Below are 18681 nucleotides of genomic sequence, written 5' to 3' on the forward strand. Positions count from 1 at the left end.
TGCGGCAAACGAAAGCACAGACGGACCTGATTTACACCCCGTGTTTTTGCAGAAACGCGACAAGTGCGGCAGTTGAGCCATCCTTGCCACTGGCATCCTCTTCGCCTTCAACAACAGGCTGGAGAGCCGTCGCGAGTTCCTTGCCCAATTCAACGCCCCATTGGTCATAGGAGTTGATCCCAAGGACCGCGCCTTCGACAAAAACACGGTGCTCATAGAGTGCAATGATTTGGCCCAGCACCTCTGGGGTCAATTGCGGATAGGCCAGCGTGATCGAAGGACGGTTGCCTTCAAAGACCCGGTGGCGCGCCTGACGTTCAAGCTCATCACCAGAGAATTTACCCGCAACCTTTGATCTGGCTTCATCCAGATCGCGACCACGCATGAGGGCCTCTGACTGGGCAAGGCAGTTTGCAACCAACAATTGGTGCTGGTGGTGCAGGTCCTCTTCGTGGCTGCGGGCTGCGATCAGGAACTCGCAAGGGATCACGCGTGTCCCTTGGTGAATCAGTTGATAGAAGGCGTGCTGACCGTTTGTTCCCGGCTCACCCCAAACGACCGGGCCGCTGTCATATGGCAGCTTTGCGCCGTCCATGCTGACACCTTTGCCGTTACTCTCCATCTCAAGCTGCTGAAGGTAGGCAGGCAATCTGGCCAGAAGATTGTCATAAGGAAGCACGGCACGCGTGGCATAGCCACAAATCTGGTTGTGCCAGATCCCGACCAGAGCCAGCATGGCAGGTAAGTTCTCTTTCCAAGGGGCCGCCTGAAAGTGGCGATCCATCGCCTGCCCGCCCCGCAAAAAGGCGCGAAATGCATCTGGACCGATTGCGATCATGAGAGACAGACCGATTGGCCCCCACATCGAATACCGGCCGCCAACCCAATCCGCAAAACCGAAAACCCGCGTTGGCGCGATGCCAAACGCCGCGGTCTTGTCCTCAGCGGTCGACAGCGCCGCAAACTGTGCGCCGGTATCCGCAACACTTTCCGACATCCAGGCCTGCGCGGTGCGGGCGTTGGTCATTGTCTCGATGGTAGTGAACGTCTTGGACGCCACAATGACCAAAGTGGTCTTTGGATCGCATTGACGCAGAACACCAGCGATATCGGCTCCGTCAACGTTGCTGACAAAATGGCAGCGCGGCCCGTCATGGTAGGGCGCCAAAGCTTTGACCGCCATTGCAGGGCCGAGGTCCGATCCGCCGATGCCGATATTGATGACATCGGTGATGGCACCACCCTGCCCTTTAAAATCGCCCGAACGGACTTCCTTCGCAAAGCGTTCCATACGTTCCAGCGTTGCCAGAACCTCAGGCATCACATCTTGACCGTCAACATAGACCCGCCCACCTTCGAGGTTCCGAAGCGCCGTATGCAAGACTGCACGGCCTTCGGTTTCGTTGATGGGTTCGCCGGCGAACATCGCATCCCGTTTCGCGGCGACACCAGTCCGGTCCAGCAGATCAATCAAAAGGTCTCTGCCAGCGCCATCAATATTGGTCTTGGAATAATCGAGGCGCATGTCCCCGTTCTCTGCCGAAAATTCGGCAGCCCGGGTGTCATTGACCATCGTTTCAAAGCGCCTATCGGCAACGGATGCGTGATGTGCTTTGAGCTCTTCGAACATCGTTATCTCTCCGCCCAGTGAACTGTTGTTCCGTTGAGGATGGCCGCGACAGGTGCCTCATCCGGAGATAAATGACGTGCTTTTTCCAGAGCGGCACGTTTTTCGGCACCAACGATCACCAAATGGCGGCTCATCGCTGATTTCAAGACGTTTGCTGACAAGGTAATGCGCGGCTCTGGGGCACCCGGTGCACGCATTGCGACGAGACGATCACTGCCGTGCAAGGCGTGCTCTAACTGATCCGCTCCGGGAAAGATTGACGCCGTATGCATATCAGCGCCCATGCCAAGCAACATCACAGAGATAGGCAGTTCAGGCGTCAATGCCTCGGACAGTTCCGGCAGTTTTTCTTCAGGCGTTTCAGCTTCGGCATAGAGCGGCACGTAAACCGCCTCAGCTGCGCGATCGACCAACAACCTTTCCTTAAGAAGGCGCGTGTTGGAGCGCTCGGAGGTTTCAGGCACCCAGCGTTCGTCGGTCAGCATCACGTGGACACGGCTCCAGTCCAGATCGACGCCGCAGAGGCTGTCAAAGATCGGACCCGGCGTTGTGCCGCCAGGCACGGCAAAAGATGCGTGATCGTGCACCAACAGACAGTTCTTGAGTTCGCTGGCGAGGATATTCGCCAGATCCATCATCATCATTTCGGCATCAGGATATTCGACGAGTTCCATCAGTGTCGTCCCCTCTTGGTCGAGCAAAGCCGCCGCATGCAGCGGTCGCCCTGTTTTGCAGATATTCGCGGGCTCTCAGCCCTTGATATCGCGCCATTTACGTCCGTCACGATGCAAAAGCATCATCGCATCTTCCGGACCAGCAGAACCTGGCTCGTAAAGCTTCGGCACATCGTTGCGTGCTTCCCAGCCTTCGATCAGCGGATCGGTCCAGCGCCACGCCGCCTCAACCTCATCACCGCGCATGAACAGTGTCTGATTGCCACGAATAACGTCCATAATCAGGCGCTCATAGGCGTCTGGCACCTCTTCTGCATCATCGCCAAGGGCATCAGCGAAGGTCATATCAAGCGGAACATCAATCAGACGCATCCCGCCGGGACCGGGTTCCTTGATTGTCACCTGCAAGTCGATCCCTTCATTCGGCTGGAGCCGGATCGACAGGATGTTCCTGTGCCGGGCCTCATCGCCTTCAAAAATCGTATGTCCAAGGTCTTTGAAGACCACAGCAATTTCCGAGGATCGCGCCTTCATCTTTTTGCCGGTCCGCAGGTAGAACGGCACCCCGGCCCACCGCCAGTTCGCAATATGGCAGCGCATCGCGATAAAGCTTTCCGTAAAGCTGCGCGGGTTTTCCACATCTTCACGGTAACTTTGAGAGTCCGGTCCAGCGTCATACTGACCGCGAACAATGTGATGATTATCAATCGGTTGTAACGCGCGGATCACCTTGAGTTTCTCATCGCGCACTGCGTCGGCCTCGAATTCTCCGGGCGGTTCCATCGCGATGAGACACAAGAGCTGCATGAGGTGATTCTGCACCATATCACGCATTGCGCCGGAACGATCGTAGTAGGCCCCGCGCCCCGTCACACCGACGGTTTCTGAGACCGTAATCTGGATGTGATCAACGTAGTGATTGTTCCAAAGCGGCTCGAACAGAACGTTCCCGAACCGGATCGCCATCAGGTTCTGGACAGTTTCCTTCCCCAGGTAGTGATCGATGCGGTAGATTTGCTTCTCGTCAAAATGCTCAGCAAGCGTAGCATTGAGCGCATGGGCACTTGCCAGATCCCGCCCGAACGGCTTTTCCACGACAATGCGGCTGTGTTCAGTCGCAATCCCGTTGGTATGCAATCTTTCGGCCAGATCACCAAAGAGCGATGGTGCCACTGAAAAATAGAAGGCTTGGATCACATCGGGGCGCACGAGCTTTGCAAGGTCAGCCCAGCCGCCGTCGCCTTTGGCGTCGATCGCCACATAGTCGAGCCTCTCAAGAAAGGTCTGTAACGCTTTGGTGTTGCTCGATTCTTCACCGCCGAATTCAGCTACCGCATCAGCAATCATCTTGCGGTAGCCGTCTGCATCAAGCTCTGATCTGGCGGCGCCAATGATGCGCGAGGACTCAGGCATCTGGCCTGCGAGGAAGCGACGGAAAAGACCCGGCAAAATCTTGCGGCGGGCCAAGTCGCCTGTGCCACCGAAAATGACCAAGTCAAAAGTTTCGACCGGAATGACGCGAGAAACCATAGTAAACTCCCCTACGGGCATGCGTTAGCGCTAACGCGGCCTTCCTAGCGTGATGACCAGAGCAAGTCTAGGGCGTTTAGGCCTCCAATTCCGCATCCCAGTAAAGGAAATCCATCCAGCTCTCGTGCAGGTGATTTGGTGGAAATTTACGGCCCACGTTGTGGAGTTGTTCGGGCACCGGGCGACGTGGCGGCTTGCGCAAACTCATGCCGGAACTTTTGAGCGAACGTGATCCTTTGCGCAGGTTGCACGGCGCGCAAGCAGCGACGACGTTTTCCCAACTTGTGATCCCGCCGCTTGCCCGAGGGACGACGTGATCAAACGTCAGATCACCTTTGGCCCCGCAATACTGGCAACAGAATTCGTCGCGCAGAAACAGGTTAAAACGGGTGAAGGCGACCTGCTTTTGCGGCTTCACATAGTCCTTCAGCACCACAACAGAAGGGATGCGAATGACAGTCGATGGGCTGCGGACGACCTCTTCGTATTCGCTGACGATATCAACCCGGTCAAGCCAGGCCGCTTTCACAGCCTCCTGCCATGGCCAGAGCGAAAGCGGATAGTAAGAAAGCGGGCGATAATCAGCGTTTAAGACCAATGCGGGAAAATGCTTGAGCGTGGCAGGCGCCCTCACGAAATCAGTCCGAAACTCTGCTTGTACCATATGTCGCTCACCCCAAGTGATCAGGTGCGGGCGCAGTCCAAGCGGCAAGCCCGCTGTTCTTAAAACTGACTATATATGGCGTCCGCTATGTGGCAACCCTCATCATGTGCGACAAAGCGGTTGGTCTGAAAACCGCGGGAGTGACACCTGGCAAATTCACCAGCAGCTTGCGTTGGCGAGACGTCAATCGCGGTGGAACGTGCGCGATCAATCCAAGGTTTCCAATCAGCCCAAACCCAGTCGGTCACGCATGAATGCCAATGCGACTGACAAGCCATCGGGCGCAATCCCGTGACCGGTCCCTTTCATCACGTGCGCATAAACTTCTGTCCATCCGGCCCCTTGCAATGCCTCAGCAGCCAGCGGCAAAGACTGCGGCGGCACAACATCATCCTGATCGCCATGAATGAGCAGAACTGGCGGTCTGCTTTGCGCCTCATCCGCAAGAAGTTCAGGTTCCAGCAAACGGCCAGAAAACGCGACAATCCCCGCAATCGCATCTTCGCGACGTGGCACCACGTGAAGGGCCATCATTGTGCCTTGCGAGAAGCCCAGCACCATGACCTGCTCGGGCAACAGATCCTCATCAACCATCACACCATCAAGAAACGCATCAAGATCGGCTGCGGCACGTTCCAACCCTGCGCGGCTTTCTTCTTCACTGGAGCCGTCAATCCAAGGGATCGGGAACCATTGGCGGCCCATAGGAGCGGCGATACATTCCTCCGGCGCATCTGGCGAAATAAAGAGCGTATCCGGCATGTGCTCGGCCAGCGGATCAGCCAAGCCGATCAGATCCGCAGCATTCGCCCCGTAACCGTGCAAGAAGATTACTGCCGAACGGGTCTCTCCGGAAATTGGCTCGCGCCGTTGTGCGTCCAAAGCTCGTGTCATCTGATGCCTTCCCGTTGTTTTGCCTGCTTGTAGTAGGCCCACATGATCCGCGCTGCAACCGACCGCCAAGGCGACCAAGGCGCGGCCAGTCCGCGCAGCTCCTTTTCGGTTGGCCTCTCCGGCAGGTCAAAGATCAGTCTTGCGGCTTCCTGCAGGGCCAGATCGCCCGCTGCAAATGCGTCAGCCCGTCCGAGCGAGAATTTGACATAGATCTCCGCTGTCCAGCGTCCGATGCCCGGAACGGCGGTCAGCACCGTGACGACCTCATCGTCAGGCAACGCGCGCAGGGCCGCATAGTCGATATTGGAGGCAGCCAGCGCCTTCGCGTAACGGGCCTTTGGCCGGCTGAGTCCGAGTTGCCGAAGCCCTTCTTCCGGACTTGCGTTCACGGCAGTGACGGAGGTCATGCCTGCCGCGTCAAGCCGGTTCCAGATTGCTGCCGCCGATGAGACGCTGACTTGCTGGCTGACAATGGCGTTGAGTAGCGCAGAGAAACCATCAGGCTTCAGTCGCAATGGAATCTCGCCTGCCGTGTCAACGGCAGTTGCAAAGCGCGGCTCATGGGCGACAAGCCAGTTCACCCCTTCTGCGACGCATGCCGGCGACCTGATTTGCCGCATCGTCAATGTGAAGCCACCCAAGCGAGTGCGTCCTTGACTGAGGTCACAATGGGCCAGTCACCGCGCGGTGGACGTGCGATCATCAAGACAGGGATGCCAAACTGGCGTGCCGCCGTCAGTTTTGTTGCGCTCAACGCCCCCCCGGCGTTTTTCACGATCAACCAATCGACACCCAACTTTGAGAAAAGGTCGACCTCGTCTTTAACGCTGAACGGCGGCCGACCGACCAGATATGCACCGCCCTCGAACGGAAAAGGCGCCTCAGGCGGATCGATTTGCCTGCAGATCACCTTGCGCCCTGACAGGTTTGCAAATCGGGCAAGCGTTTGTCGGCCTGTGCCCAGGAAGACTGTCGCACCCATTGGAATGTGCGACGCGGCCTCCTCCTCGGTTTTGATCTCCGTCCAGCGATCCCCTTCGACAGGTGTCCACTCCGGTCGGAGCAGTTGGCAGAATGGCACGCCCACAGACGCACAGACCCGCGCCGAACGCGGCGTGATTTGCTGCGCAAACGGGTGCGTGGCGTCAAGGACAGCAGAAATCGCATTTTGTTTCAGAAAGCGCAGAAAGCCCTCCTTGCCACCAAACCCACCAACGCGCGTTGTCAGCGGCTGTGAAAGCGGATCACGTGTGGCGCCCGCCAACGACATAATGGCGTCCTGACCTTTCAAGGCCTCAGCGACCTGGCGCGCTTCTCCTGTACCACCAAGAATGAGAAGCGTCATGGCCCTGCTCTGGCGATGATAGCCCCCGCGCGATCAACAACCACGACATCGTAAGTGATTGCCTGATGCGCAAAGCGGCGGCGCACTTCTGCGAGTGCGGTGTCGGCGACCTTTTGCGCCAGGGCTGGTCCAACCATTTTAAAGGCGTCCAAAGCTGTGTTGGCATCACGGACCTGCGGGTCGCCAACCATCTGGGCCAGTGTGTCAAAATCAACCTGCGACCGCGCTGAATGCAGATCGACCGCGCCTTGGGCCAGCTTGGTCATCTTTCCGATACCGCCTCCGATGGTGACGCGGTCCACCGGATGCTTACCGAGGTATTTCAACATCCCGCCAGCAAAGTCCCCCATGTCCAGCATTGCGTGATCCGGCAAACTGTAGAGCGATTGGACGGTGGCTTCTGAAGTCGCGCCGGTGCACCCCGCCACATGGGTCAGGCCATCTGCCCGCGCGACATCTATTCCACGGTGGATCGATGCGATCCACGCCGCACAACTGAAAGGCCTGACAATGCCGGTGGTCCCGAGGATTGAAAGCCCTCCGACAATACCAAGGCGCGGGTTCCACGTCTTTTCGGCAAGTGCTCTGCCGCCGGGCACACTGATCTCAATCGCGATATCTGGAGCCTGCCCCATGGAATCTGCGACTTCGCGCACGACGTTTTCCATCATCTGCCGCGGAACCGGATTAATCGCAGGCTCACCGACGCCAATCGGCAGTCCAGGTTTCGTGACGGTGCCGACCCCGTCACCGGCTTTAAAGTGAACACCGCCTGTTGAGGCCGAGACCTTGGCGATAATCAACGCGCCATGGGTGACGTCTGGATCGTCGCCTGCGTCTTTCGTCACACCAGCCAAGGCCCAGCCATCGCCCTGCTCGTGCACCGCGACCGGAAAAACGGGAATTTCGCCTTTTGGCAGCACTATTGTGACTTCTTTCACAGACACGCCTCCCCAAAAAGCCATGAGCGCTGCTTTGGTTGCAGCGGTCGCACAGGCACCTGTGGTCCAGCCACGGCGCAGTTCTTTTTGGGGGGCGTCAGTCATCATTGCGACGATAGCAGGCACAAGTGTGACGGCAATCTACATTGTGAGGTCGTTTGTCATCTTTCCAACATCATCGGCACACGGCATAACACCAGATATGACGACGACGATCCCCCTTCCTGAGCATCATTGGCCCATCCTGTCGCCCGGCTGGGTCTGGCTTTGTGGCGCTGGTCCCGGCGATGCCGGGCTTTTGACATTGCATGCCGTCAATGGTCTGCGTCAGGCAGATGTCGTGATTTATGACGCCCTCGTGCAAGAAGACATCCTGTCCTGGGCGCCTCAAGCCGAGCATATCTATGCGGGCAAACGCGGCGGGAAGCCTTCGGCAAAACAACGTGATATCTCGCTGAGGTTGGTCGATCTCGCCAGAGCCGGCAAGCGTGTATTGCGTCTTAAAGGCGGTGATCCGTTTGTCTTTGGCCGTGGCGGCGAAGAGGCCCAGACACTGGTTCAGCATAATGTGCCGATCAGAATTATCCCGGGCATTTCGGCAGGCATTGGTGGATTGGCCTATGCCGGCATTCCGGTCACCCACCGCGATGTGAACCAGTCGGTCACATTTGTCACCGGCCATGATCAGTCCGGCAACACGCCAGGGTCGCTTGATTGGGCCAGTATCGCAAAGGGAAGTCAGGTCATCGTAATCTACATGGGCATGAAGCACATCGCGCAGATTGCTGGCCAACTGATGCAAGCTGGCCGTTCTGCTGACGAACCGGTGGCCGTCGTGACCACCGCAACTACGGATCAGCAACAGGTCCTTGAAACATCGCTTGGCCGCGTTGTTGACGATATCGCCACAAGCGGGATGGAGCCACCGGCCATCATCTGCGTTGGACGTTCGGTCCTGATGCGGCAGGTGCTGGACTGGCAAAGCATGGCCGCTGGTCAGGCCCCTCGCAACCTCGATCCGTTGGGCCGAGGTCGGCCCGCTGAGTCTGCCTGATCCGGTGAACGCACAGCATGTCATCGCTGCACGACCAAGCCTGCCGCAGGAGGCAGCAATGTCTGATGCAACATGAGCTTTTTGATTAGCGCACCCGCCTCTGGCAGCGGAAAAACGACCATCACTTTGGGTCTGCTACGCGCCCTGCAAAGCACTGGCGTTGCAGTCAGGGCGGCAAAGTCGGGGCCAGATTATATCGACCCACGGTTTCACGAGGCGGCCTGCGGCGCGCCGTGCCTTAACCTTGATGCATGGGCCATGACCCCGGACCGGATCAAATCACTTGCCTCTGGGCACGTGCCTTTGATTGTTGAAGGGGCGATGGGCCTCTTTGACGGCGCACCTCCTGACAGCAAGGGGTCCAGTGCTGACCTTGCGCGGATACTTGGTCTGCCGGTGATCCTTGTCATTGATGCAGGCAAGATGGCGGGTTCCGTTGGCGCTATTGCTCACGGATTTCGCACCTATGACCCATCAATCACAGTCGCAGGGGTCATCCTCAACAACGTCGGTTCACCGCGACATGAAACCATGTTGCGCCGCGCGTTGACTGACATCCCTGTTTTCGGCGCTTTACCACGTCAGTCCGGCCTGTCCCAACCTTCACGCCACCTCGGTCTGGTGCAGGCGCAGGAACGAGACGATCTGGAAGCGTTTCTCGACCATGCGGCCGGTCTTGTCGCAAAGCACTGTGATCTGGCCGCGCTGCGTGCGCTTCTTGCGCCGCTGCCGTCCCACAAGCGGCAACCGATGGCACCACCAGCCCAGAGGATCGCGATTGCCCATGACGCCGCCTTCTCGTTCAGCTACCCGCATATGCTGGAGGACTGGCGTCGTAATGGTGCCGAAATTGCGATGTTTTCACCACTTGCAAACGAAGCCGCACCAGACGCGGATCTGGTTTTCCTGCCGGGGGGCTATCCGGAGCTTCATGCCGGGCGGTTGGCATCCAATGAAGCCTTTCTCGACAGCTTGCGGCACAGCAAAGCGCATATCTATGGTGAATGCGGCGGATACATGGTCTTGGGTGACACACTGACCGATGCGGCGGGAGTGACGCACAGGATGGCTGGCCTTCTGTCCCTTGAGACATCCTTCGCAGAACGCAAACTCCATCTTGGGTATCGCGATTTGCACGCGGCGACAGAGCCGTTTTCCGGAAGTTGGAAAGGACACGAGTTCCATTACGCCACAACGCGCAAGGCAGAGGGGCAAGCTTTGTTTACCGCTACTGACGCTGAGGGTCACAGCCTTGCTCCGATGGGTCTGGTGAACGGCAAAGTCATGGGCAGCTTTGCCCATCTTATCGACCGTGCCTGACGCCTCTTGCCAGCATCTGTTTAGAGATCTAAGCCTGACGCATGACCGCAATCACCGATGATAGACGCGCCAAGCGCAACGTAGCTGTTCTTGTCATGGCTCAGGCCATCCTTGGTGCGCAGCTGCCGATGATTTTTGTCGTTGGCGGCTTGGCAGGCGTGCAGCTTGCATCAAACATCTGTTTTGCCACATTGCCCATCAGCTTCATTATATTTGGCTCAATGACAACTGCACCTTGGATCAGTCCGCTGATGCAGCGCAACGGACGCAGGTTCGGGTTCATGGTTGGTGCCATTGCCGGAGCAGGGGGTGCTGCGGTTTCAGCCTACGGATTGTATGTTGGGTCCTTCTTCATTTTGCTTTGCGGGTCATACCTGACTGGCGTCTATATGTCGGCGCAGGGTTTTTATCGCTTTGCGGCAACCGACACAGCCTCTGATGATTTCAGACCCAAAGCGATTTCCTATGTCATGGCGGGTGGACTTTTGTCTGCAATCGTGGGTCCTCAGCTTAACAAGCTTGTGCAAGATGCATATGTCGTGCCGTTTCTTGGTACCTACCTTGCTATTATCGCGCTGAATCTCTTCGGGATGCTTTTGTTTTTGGCGCTTGATCTACCCAAAGGCACGCGCGCAGAACCGGAAATAACTCCAGCTATCGGCCGGAGTCGGATGGAGCTTTTGCGGGACCCACGAATCCTCGTTTCGATGATTTGCGCGATGGTGTCTTATTCACTGATGAATCTTGTGATGACATCAACTCCACTGGCTGTTGTCGGCTGTGGGTTCACGACAAATAACGCCAATGACATCGTTTCGGCACACGTGCTGGCGATGTTTGCTCCGAGCTTTTTTACCGGCCACTTGATCGCCCGTTTTGGCGTCGAAAAGATCATGGCAACCGGCCTCGCTATTCTAGCTCTGGCAGGTGTTGTCGGGCTGGCTGGCGTCGAACTCACGAATTTCTATCTTGCGCTCGTGTTGCTGGGCATTGGCTGGAACTTCGGTTTCATCGGGGCGACCACGATGTTGGCCGGTGCACATCGCCCCGAAGAGCGCGGTGCGGTGCAGGGCATGAACGATATGATCGTGTTTGGTATGGTGACGATTGCGTCGCTTGCTTCTGGCGGTCTGATGAACTGCTCTGGCGGCACCCCAGTCGAAGGCTGGACAGCCGTCAACCTTGCGATGGTACCGTTTCTGGCACTGGCAGGCGGATCGCTGATCTGGCTGGTGCGTCAGCCCAAGATGGCCGTCTAGCGCCACCACCCCCGCAGGCTGACGTTCAGGAACCGCAGACTATCCTTGGCAGGGTTCACGTCCAACGCATCATCTGCTACCCGCGACGGCGTTGCCTCAACGGCGCGCAAGACAGGGCGTGCGTGATAGCCAGCCACCAAAGCTGGAGCGGCGTCTCGGGACACAGAGCGGTGGTCCTTGGCCGCGCGATCCATGCGTTCGCGGGCTGTCCGCGCAAGTGTCGCAACCCCATCTGTCGAACCATCAACAAGCGGCTTTCGGCCTTGTGCCTCAAGCGCTGGGATCGCTTGGAACATATTGGCGACCCCGACACCATAAGCGTGGTCGCGAACGACAGCTTCATCTGCCTCGCCCAGCAAACGCGCCCCCGTCCACATCAGATTGCCTGACGTTGCATCAATGTATTCTTCAAAATGCGACTGATCCTCGAAGGCGTCTTTGTAGATGTCCCAACGCCGCGCCGCGACCAGACCGTCAAGGCAAGCAGCCCCTTCTGCATCCAATACCCCAGCGAGCGCATCAACGACTTCGTGCCTGCGCACCGTGCCGCCCTGCCCGATTTCCTCCAAGGCATCCCGCCACCATTGGAGCCGCATTTCGGCAATCATCGCTTCTTGCGTGACCCATGGGGCGCGGGCCACTTCGACATTGAAAGCATAAAGCGGAAAGAGAATCTGACGCGCTGGCACCGGTGCCGCCATGGCCACGCGAAAGCGGAGTGGATCAGCCTTTTCGACGAGAGCAGCGCATGCCTCAAAACTCATGGTGAAGCCTGCGCCCCGTCTCGGATCAATTTCCAATTGATCGCATCGACCAACGCCTCGAATGACGCATCAACAATGTTGGCGCTGACGCCGCAAGTCGACCAGCGCCGCCCCTGCCCGTCTTCGCTGTCAATGATGACACGCGTCACCGCCTCGGTGCCGCCATTTGTGATACGCACCTTGAAGTCCACCAGTTGCATATCCTCGATCATGTCCTGATATGGTCCGAGGTCCTTGGACAGCGCGCGGGACAAGGCGTTCACTGGGCCTTGGTCCGAACCATCAGGCCCGATACTTTCGCTGACGTTGAGCATTTTCTTGCCATGGACCTTGGTCACGACGACAGCTTCGGACAGCGATACCATCTTGTTGCGTTTGTTCTTGCGACGCTCGACCGTGACGCGATAGCGCTTGACCTCGAAAAACTCGGGCAAGGTGCCGAGTTCCTTACGGGCAAGCAGCTCAAAACTGGCCTGTGCGGTATCATAGGAATACCCTTGTGCCTCGCGTTCTTTGATCCTCTCGACAATACGGGCAAGCGCCGGGTCGCCTGCTTCGACGTCCAGTCCTGCCTCAAGCAGTCGCGCTCGCAGGTTGGACTGCCCGGCCTGATTTGACATGGGAACGATCCGGCTGTTGCCGACAGCCGCCGGATCCACATGTTCATAGGTACTTGGGTCCTTGGCGATGGCACTCGCGTGCAGACCGGATTTGTGGGCAAAGGCAGAGGCGCCCACATAGGGCGCCTGTTTCGCAGGTACGCGGTTCAGAATATCGTCCAAGAGGCGTGACGCCCGCCGCAAACCCATAAGTGCCTCTGACGTGACGCCTGTCTCAAACCTGCTGGCGAAAGGCTCTTTCAGCATCAGTGTCGGGATCAGAGTTGTGAGGTTGGCATTGCCGCAACGCTCTCCCAGACCGTTCAGCGTGCCTTGCACCTGCCGCGCCCCCGCCATGACAGCCGCCAGCGTATTGGCGACTGCGTTTTCGGTGTCATTGTGGGTGTGGATGCCAAGGTGATCACCGGGGATACCGCTGGCGATAACGGCACCGACAATCTCCGTCACTTCATGTGGCAAGACACCACCGTTGGTATCGCAAAGTACGATCCAGCGCGCGCCTGCTTCATAGGCCGCATGGATTGCCTCAAGGGCATAGTCCGGATTGGCCTTGTAGCCGTCAAAGAAATGCTCGGCGTCAAACAGACCTTCGCGGCCTTGCGCCTTGAGATGGGCAAAGCTCGCACTGATGTTCTCGGTGTTTTCTTCAAGACTGATGCCGAGCGCGGTTGTGACGTGGAAGTCATGGGATTTACCCACCAGACAGACCGCAGACGTCCCTGCATTCATCACAGCCGACAGCACATCGTCATTCTCCGCTGACCGCCCTGCCCGTTTGGTCATGCCGAAGGCGGTGAATGTGGCCTTTGTTTGAGGGGGGCTTGCAAAGAATTCGGTATCGGTCGGGTTTGCACCGGGCCAACCGCCTTCGATGTAGTCGATGCCCAGACTATCCAGCACCGCAGCGATCTGATGCTTTTCCGCAGACGAGAACTGCACGCCTTGGGTTTGCGCCCCGTCGCGCAGAGTGGTGTCAAAAAGGTAGAGGCGTTCCTTGGTCATCAGAACTCCCCCAGCTTGGCCGCGTCGAAATCAGGTCCGGCAGTCCATGTTGCCTGTCCGCCGACGTCCGTCACCTGGACACCTGCTGCATTCAGGATATCGCGAACCTGATCTGACCGACTCCAGTCCTTGGCGGCGCGGGCCGCAGCGCGTTCGGCGAGCAGCGCATCCACGCGCGCTGCGATTTCGGCGGTCACATCTTCGCCCGCCTCTCCGCCATCAAACATCGGAATGTCTGTCCAGTCCGCCACCAATCCCAGCATTTCAAGCCCGTGTGCGAAGCCGGCCAGTGCCGCAGGTGTTTTGCCTTTCGACAACACGTGCAGACGCGCCAGCGCGCCCGGCGTATTCAGGTCATTGGCCAGCACGCCGAGGAATTCAGGATCAGCCTCCCATTTTCCATCGGCTTTGAGTGCGCTGATCATCGCAGGGCCGAAGCCATGGCCGTGCAGGATGCCATACCATTTGCGCAAGGTCAGTTCCGCCTCGGCACGGCGCGTTTCAGTCCAGTCCATTGTCTTGCCGTAATGCGTGCCCAGCATGACCAGACGGATCACTTCGCCAGGTATGCCTTGATCCAGAAGGTCGCGGATGGTGAAGAAATTGCCCAAGGACTTGGACATCTTCTTGCCCTCGACCTGCAGCATTTCGTTGTGCAGCCAATAGCGTGCGAAATCACCATGCGGATGCGTGCAGGCGGATTGTGCGATCTCGTTTTCGTGGTGCGGAAATTGCAGGTCGTTGCCGCCGCCGTGGATGTCAAAGCTTTCACCCAAAAGTTCCAGCGACATCGCCGAGCATTCGATATGCCAGCCCGGACGGCCATAGCCCCAAGGGCTGCTCCACCCCGGCACGCCATCACCTGAGGGTTTCCAGAGCACAAAGTCCATCGGATTGCGCTTGTAAGGAGCGACTTCAACCCGTGCGCCTGCAATCATATCGTCGATGGACCGACCAGAGAGCGCGCCGTAGTTCTCGTAGCTATCGACCGCAAAAAGGACATGGCCCTCGGCCTCGTAAGCATGGCCTCGGTCGATCAATGTCTCGATCATCGCGATCATCTGCGGGATATGGGCCGTCGCGCGCGGTTCGTGGCTGGGGCGCAGAAGGCCCACGGCATCCAGATCATCGTGATACCACTGGATCGTCTCGGCGGTAATATCGCCAATAGCCCGCCCTGTCTCCGCAGCGCGCGCATTGATTTTGTCATCTACGTCGGTGAAGTTGCGCACATAAGTCACGTGGTCTTCGCCATAGACATGGCGCAGCAATCGGAACAGCACGTCAAAGACCAACGAAGGCCGCAGGTTCCCGATGTGGGCGCGATCATAGACCGTCGGTCCACAGAGGTAGAGCCGCACATTTTGTGGATCAATCGGAACAAAGTCCTCGCGCTTGCGGGTCTTTGTGTTCTGCAGCCGGATCTTGGTCATGTCGCCTCACGCGTGTTGTCGCCGCGGGGCTTAGCAATTTCGGTTTTGAATGGAAACGTGAAAGAGCGACCCGCGGACTGATGTCAGCAGATAATAATGCAGCAGGTAATGATGCAGATGCTCTTCATGAGGTAACGCATAGCAAGCCAAACGGGATCGGTCCAGTCAGCAATTCAATCGTTGCGGGGAGTAGGAGGAAGGACAACAGACACACTCGTCACACAAACGCGGCACTGGGACCGCAACTCCCTTCCTCCCCATCCGGCAAATCCCAGGTGGATTTGGTGAGCTTTCGCCAAGCTAGGACGACAGATGCCGTGGTCAAAGTTCCCGCATGGATAGATGGAATACCCAAACGGATAGAGCCCACATCTTTAACGGGAAATATGACGGTTTCGAGATGTTTCTGCCCGTAATCCAACTTGATGCTTGCTTCGCTGCGGTCTCTGCGTTGCGTCATTGGTAGCTGACAACTTCCACTTCGACGCCATCGTGATCGTGAAAATAGAAACGGCGGCCAGGCTCATAGTTCGCATGACTGTGCGGCGTAAATCCAAGCGCTTTGACTTTCGCCTCAACCGCATCAAGGTCCGCGACGACGACACCGATGTGGTTCATGCCTCCGCGCGTCTGATAGCTGGCGTCCGCCTTGGGGACAGTTTGATCAGGACGCGAGCCTGAGTAGACCGCCAGATAGGTTTCATCGGTTCCGATATGCACGGTGTATCCTGCGCCGCCCATTGCAGCCCCTTCCCAGCGGATCGTCCAACCGAAGAGTTCGGCCAGCATCCGTGCTGTCATTTGAGGATCGGAGACGGTGATATTGACGTGTTCGAGTTGTGCCATGTTCAATCTTCTCTCTTTAACTTCTTCAGAACGCGCGTGATCAGGCCGCTTTGCCGGATCTGATCGGCGGTGTGGAAACACCCACACTCCACATCATGCCCCCAGCCCAGACCGTCACGCTTCATCGCCGAGATCGCGTCCGGATCGGCGCAATAGCGGTTTGAATGTTGTCGTGTCATGGTGATTCTCCTCTGTTCAATCGCCTTGACATCTGTTTTCATTTCTCAAGTTAACTTGAGATCAAGAGGAAATGTCATGCCACAGGGCCTAACCATCGGCGATCTTGCCGCCCGCACCGGCTTGGCCGTCTCTGCAATCAGGTTTTACGAAACCCACGACATCGTCAAACCTGTGCGCAATCAGGGCGGGCACCGCCGCTATGGAAAGTCCGATATCAGGCGGCTGTCATTTGTGATGGCCGCACAGAAACTGGGATTTTCGCTGGCAGAGATTGCGCCGCATCTCAAAGGCCTGCCCGATCACAAAGCGCCAACGAAGGCCGATTGGACCCGCATCAGCACGCAATTCCGCAAAGACATTGCCGCCCGCATCGCAGGACTGGAGGAGTTGCGTGACAAATTGGACGGTTGCATCGGCTGCGGCTGTCTGAGCCTGAAAAGCTGCGCCCTTTACAATCCAGAAGACGCTCTCGGAACGGAAGGGACTGGCCCGCGAAATCTCAAGTCCTTCGCCCCTTGACTCTCGCTGTCTCAGCCCGTTCCTCTGCCGGTCATGGAACTATCTCAGCGCATCACAAACATCACCGGCGGAGGCTCAGACGGCTGGGATGTCTTTCTCAAGGCCAGGGCGATGATTGCCGCTGGCACACCCGTCATTGAACTCACGATTGGCGAACATGACATTCGCACCGATCCCGAAATCCTCAATGCGATGCACCGGTCTGCACTGGCGGGTCACACCGGCTACGCGATGGTGCCAGGGACGGATGAACTCCGCGATCAAGTCGCGAAGCGAATTGAAGATCGGACCGGCGTCGCGACCGAGCGCGAAAACATTTTGATCACTCCGGGTGGGCAAGCCGCCCTTTTCGCAGCACATATGGCTATTTGCGACGCTGGCGACGACGCGGCCTTCATTGATCCTTACTATGCGACCTACCCTGGAACGATCAGAGGCGCAGGCGCACGGCCTAGACGGATCGTGACCTCCCCGCAGAACGGATTTCAGCCGACTGTTGATGAACTTGCCGTAGGAACCGCAGGCGCCCGTAGCCTTTTGGTCAACACGCCCAACAACCCGACCGGTGCCGTCTATTCCGCAGAAACACTTGGCGCGATTGCCGATGTGTCGAAAGACAATGACCTCTGGCTGATCTCTGACGAGGTTTACGACACGCAGGTCTGGGACGGACGCCATGTCAGCCCGCGCAGCCTAACTGGCATGAAGGAACGCACGCTTGTCATCGGTTCCATGTCGAAAAGCCATGCCATGACGGGAAGTCGGATCGGTTGGATTTGCGCACCTGCGCCGGTGATTTCGCATTTGATCACGCTCGCCACACATACGACCTATGGGGTGGCAGGTTTCATTCAGGACGCGGCAGCCTTTGCACTGTCGCAGGGTCCTGAGGTTGAAGAGCAGGTCGCAGCACCGTTTCGGCGCCGTCGCGCGCTAGCGATGGAGGCGCTTGCAGCCCAGAATGTCGTGCGCGCCATTCCCGCTGATGGTGCGATGTATGTGATGCTAGATATTCGCGCGACAGGCATGAGCGGTGACGCTTTTGCAGATGCCCTTCTTGAGCAAGAACACATCGCTGTGATGCCTGGCGAAAGCTTTGGACGCGCGGCTGCCGGACATTTGCGCGTCGCCATGACCGTTGACGACGATACATTCGTTGATGCGCTGTCGCGTTTGATCGCCTTTGCGAAACGCTTAGCGTAAGTGCCCGCCCTTTTTGCGAAAGGCGGGCTGATCAAGGTCGGACCGGTTATGTCGGGGAAGGGGCTGACCGGCCCTAACCTTGTCTTTTCAGTGGATTAGAATTCAAACGACACGCGCAGTGCTGCCGTCGTGGCGTCGATATCAAAATCGTTGTTGTCAAACTCAGGGAAGCTGTGTTGCAGAACTTCCGCACCGACGCGAATTGAATCGCTGACCCGATAATCGAGACCCAAGCCCCCGAACGCACCAGTGTCAGAGGCATCAAGTGCACCGGATGTGGTGGCAGAGGCAACACCGGCGGTCAGATAAGGCAACCAGTCTCCGGCGTCATAGCCGACACGCACTTTTCCGCGCAGCACGCTATCCAGTGCGACATCATCGCCCTCTTCTTCGATATCCGAGATGTCATAGTCGATTTCACCGCCAACGACCCAGGTACCCAGATCATAGAGGTATCCGGCGTGCACACCATACATCAGCCCGTCGGGATCAGTCGACAGACCGTCAGACTTCAGTTGGCCGTAGCCAAGTTGCGCACCGGCATAGAAGCCTGTCCAATCGCTGCCAGTCGGGAGCGGTGCCGCGACTGGCACAGCAACGGGTTCAGGAACGACCACGGGTTCGGCCATGCCGCCAGCACTTGCCACTGAAGCAGATAAGACGAGCGGGATTGCCAGCCGTGCAGGTTTTGTCGTGAAGCTCGATAGAAACATCTTATTCTCCGTTTACGCGTTTCGATACGAAGAACATTTGTATTGAAATGGCTCGCAACAACATCTAGCGGCCCCGATAATCGCAATGAG

General features: G+C 57.7%; 19 protein-coding genes. 5 read left to right on the plus strand and 14 right to left on the minus strand.

Annotated elements, in window-relative coordinates; genetic code table 11:
- Positions 1 to 31: 31 nt before the first annotated feature.
- The 8 genes from pgi to BM316_RS06960 all read right to left on the minus strand — a co-directional run bounded on the left by pgi (position 32) and on the right by BM316_RS06960 (position 7783).
- A complete protein-coding gene (pgi, locus tag BM316_RS06925) occupies positions 32 to 1630 on the minus strand; it encodes a glucose-6-phosphate isomerase (RefSeq protein WP_090205675.1) in 1599 nt (532 codons plus the stop codon).
- A 2-nt stretch (positions 1631 to 1632) separates the two neighbouring features.
- Entirely contained in the window at positions 1633 to 2304 is a 672-nt protein-coding gene (pgl, locus tag BM316_RS06930; protein ID WP_090205679.1) for a 6-phosphogluconolactonase, read from the minus strand.
- 75 nt (positions 2305 to 2379) lie between these two features.
- A complete protein-coding gene (zwf, locus tag BM316_RS06935; RefSeq protein WP_090205682.1) occupies positions 2380 to 3834 on the minus strand; it encodes a glucose-6-phosphate dehydrogenase in 1455 nt (484 codons plus the stop codon).
- 76 nt (positions 3835 to 3910) lie between these two features.
- Positions 3911 to 4498 (minus strand): HNH endonuclease, encoded by a 588-nt coding sequence (locus BM316_RS06940; protein ID WP_090205685.1) that lies wholly within the window; start codon positions 4496 to 4498, stop codon positions 3911 to 3913.
- 225 nt (positions 4499 to 4723) lie between these two features.
- On the minus strand, positions 4724 to 5392 hold the full coding sequence (locus BM316_RS06945; RefSeq protein ID WP_090205688.1) for an alpha/beta hydrolase: 669 nt from the start codon (positions 5390 to 5392) through the stop codon (positions 4724 to 4726).
- The gene (locus BM316_RS06950) at positions 5389 to 6012 is read right to left on the minus strand and encodes a DNA-3-methyladenine glycosylase family protein (RefSeq protein ID WP_090205691.1); all 624 of its coding nucleotides are present in this window, start codon (positions 6010 to 6012) and stop codon (positions 5389 to 5391) included. Before BM316_RS06950 ends, BM316_RS06945 begins: the two co-directional genes overlap by 4 nt.
- 2 nt (positions 6013 to 6014) lie before the next feature.
- Positions 6015 to 6737, minus strand: a complete 723-nt coding sequence (locus BM316_RS06955; protein ID WP_090205693.1) for a cobalt-precorrin-6A reductase — start codon at positions 6735 to 6737, stop codon at positions 6015 to 6017.
- Entirely contained in the window at positions 6734 to 7783 is a 1050-nt protein-coding gene (locus tag BM316_RS06960) for a cobalt-precorrin-5B (C(1))-methyltransferase (RefSeq protein WP_090207673.1), read from the minus strand. The genes BM316_RS06955 and BM316_RS06960 overlap by 4 nt, the downstream gene beginning before the upstream one ends.
- Before the next feature lie 97 nt (positions 7784 to 7880).
- Between BM316_RS06960 and cobA the strand changes: the two genes are divergently transcribed.
- The 3 genes from cobA (at position 7881) to BM316_RS06975 (ending at position 11311) form a co-directional block, all read left to right on the plus strand.
- A complete protein-coding gene (gene cobA / locus BM316_RS06965; protein ID WP_090205696.1) occupies positions 7881 to 8732 on the plus strand; it encodes a uroporphyrinogen-III C-methyltransferase in 852 nt (283 codons plus the stop codon).
- A 72-nt stretch (positions 8733 to 8804) separates the two neighbouring features.
- The gene (locus tag BM316_RS06970) at positions 8805 to 10052 is read left to right on the plus strand and encodes a cobyrinic acid a,c-diamide synthase CobB (protein ID WP_090205699.1); all 1248 of its coding nucleotides are present in this window, start codon (positions 8805 to 8807) and stop codon (positions 10050 to 10052) included.
- 41 nt (positions 10053 to 10093) lie between these two features.
- Complete coding sequence (locus tag BM316_RS06975; RefSeq protein WP_090205702.1) at positions 10094 to 11311, plus strand: MFS transporter; 1218 nt, start codon at positions 10094 to 10096, stop codon at positions 11309 to 11311.
- Here BM316_RS06975 and BM316_RS06980 read toward each other — a convergent pair.
- From BM316_RS06980 to BM316_RS16680, 5 genes are all read right to left on the minus strand, one after another.
- Positions 11308 to 12075 carry a squalene/phytoene synthase family protein gene (locus BM316_RS06980; protein WP_090205704.1) on the minus strand — a complete coding sequence of 256 codons (768 nt, stop codon included), beginning with the start codon at positions 12073 to 12075 and terminating at the stop codon, positions 11308 to 11310. The two genes, BM316_RS06975 and BM316_RS06980, sit on opposite strands and share 4 nt — an antisense overlap.
- Positions 12072 to 13697, minus strand: coding sequence for a citramalate synthase (cimA, locus tag BM316_RS06985; protein ID WP_090205707.1), 1626 nt, complete (start codon positions 13695 to 13697; stop codon positions 12072 to 12074). The genes BM316_RS06980 and cimA overlap by 4 nt, the downstream gene beginning before the upstream one ends.
- A complete protein-coding gene (gene cysS / locus BM316_RS06990; protein WP_090205710.1) occupies positions 13697 to 15130 on the minus strand; it encodes a cysteine--tRNA ligase in 1434 nt (477 codons plus the stop codon). Before cysS ends, cimA begins: the two co-directional genes overlap by 1 nt.
- Positions 15131 to 15586: 456 nt before the next feature.
- Positions 15587 to 15976, minus strand: a complete 390-nt coding sequence (locus BM316_RS06995; RefSeq protein ID WP_090205713.1) for a VOC family protein — start codon at positions 15974 to 15976, stop codon at positions 15587 to 15589.
- Positions 15977 to 15978: 2 nt separating this feature from the next.
- On the minus strand, positions 15979 to 16155 hold the full coding sequence (locus BM316_RS16680) for a hypothetical protein (RefSeq protein ID WP_165606547.1): 177 nt from the start codon (positions 16153 to 16155) through the stop codon (positions 15979 to 15981).
- A 76-nt stretch (positions 16156 to 16231) separates the two neighbouring features.
- Here BM316_RS16680 and soxR point away from each other — a divergent pair, with 76 nt between their 5' ends.
- The gene (gene soxR / locus BM316_RS07005; protein ID WP_090205718.1) at positions 16232 to 16675 is read left to right on the plus strand and encodes a redox-sensitive transcriptional activator SoxR; all 444 of its coding nucleotides are present in this window, start codon (positions 16232 to 16234) and stop codon (positions 16673 to 16675) included.
- 33 nt (positions 16676 to 16708) lie between these two features.
- On the plus strand, positions 16709 to 17878 hold the full coding sequence (locus BM316_RS07010) for a pyridoxal phosphate-dependent aminotransferase (protein WP_090205721.1): 1170 nt from the start codon (positions 16709 to 16711) through the stop codon (positions 17876 to 17878).
- A 95-nt stretch (positions 17879 to 17973) separates the two neighbouring features.
- On the opposite strand, the gene BM316_RS07015 is transcribed toward BM316_RS07010, so the two are convergent.
- On the minus strand, positions 17974 to 18591 hold the full coding sequence (locus BM316_RS07015) for an outer membrane protein (RefSeq protein WP_090205724.1): 618 nt from the start codon (positions 18589 to 18591) through the stop codon (positions 17974 to 17976).
- Positions 18592 to 18681 lie beyond the last annotated feature (90 nt).

This window comes from Yoonia litorea, from assembly GCF_900114675.1.
GTDB lineage: Bacteria > Pseudomonadota > Alphaproteobacteria > Rhodobacterales > Rhodobacteraceae > Yoonia > Yoonia litorea.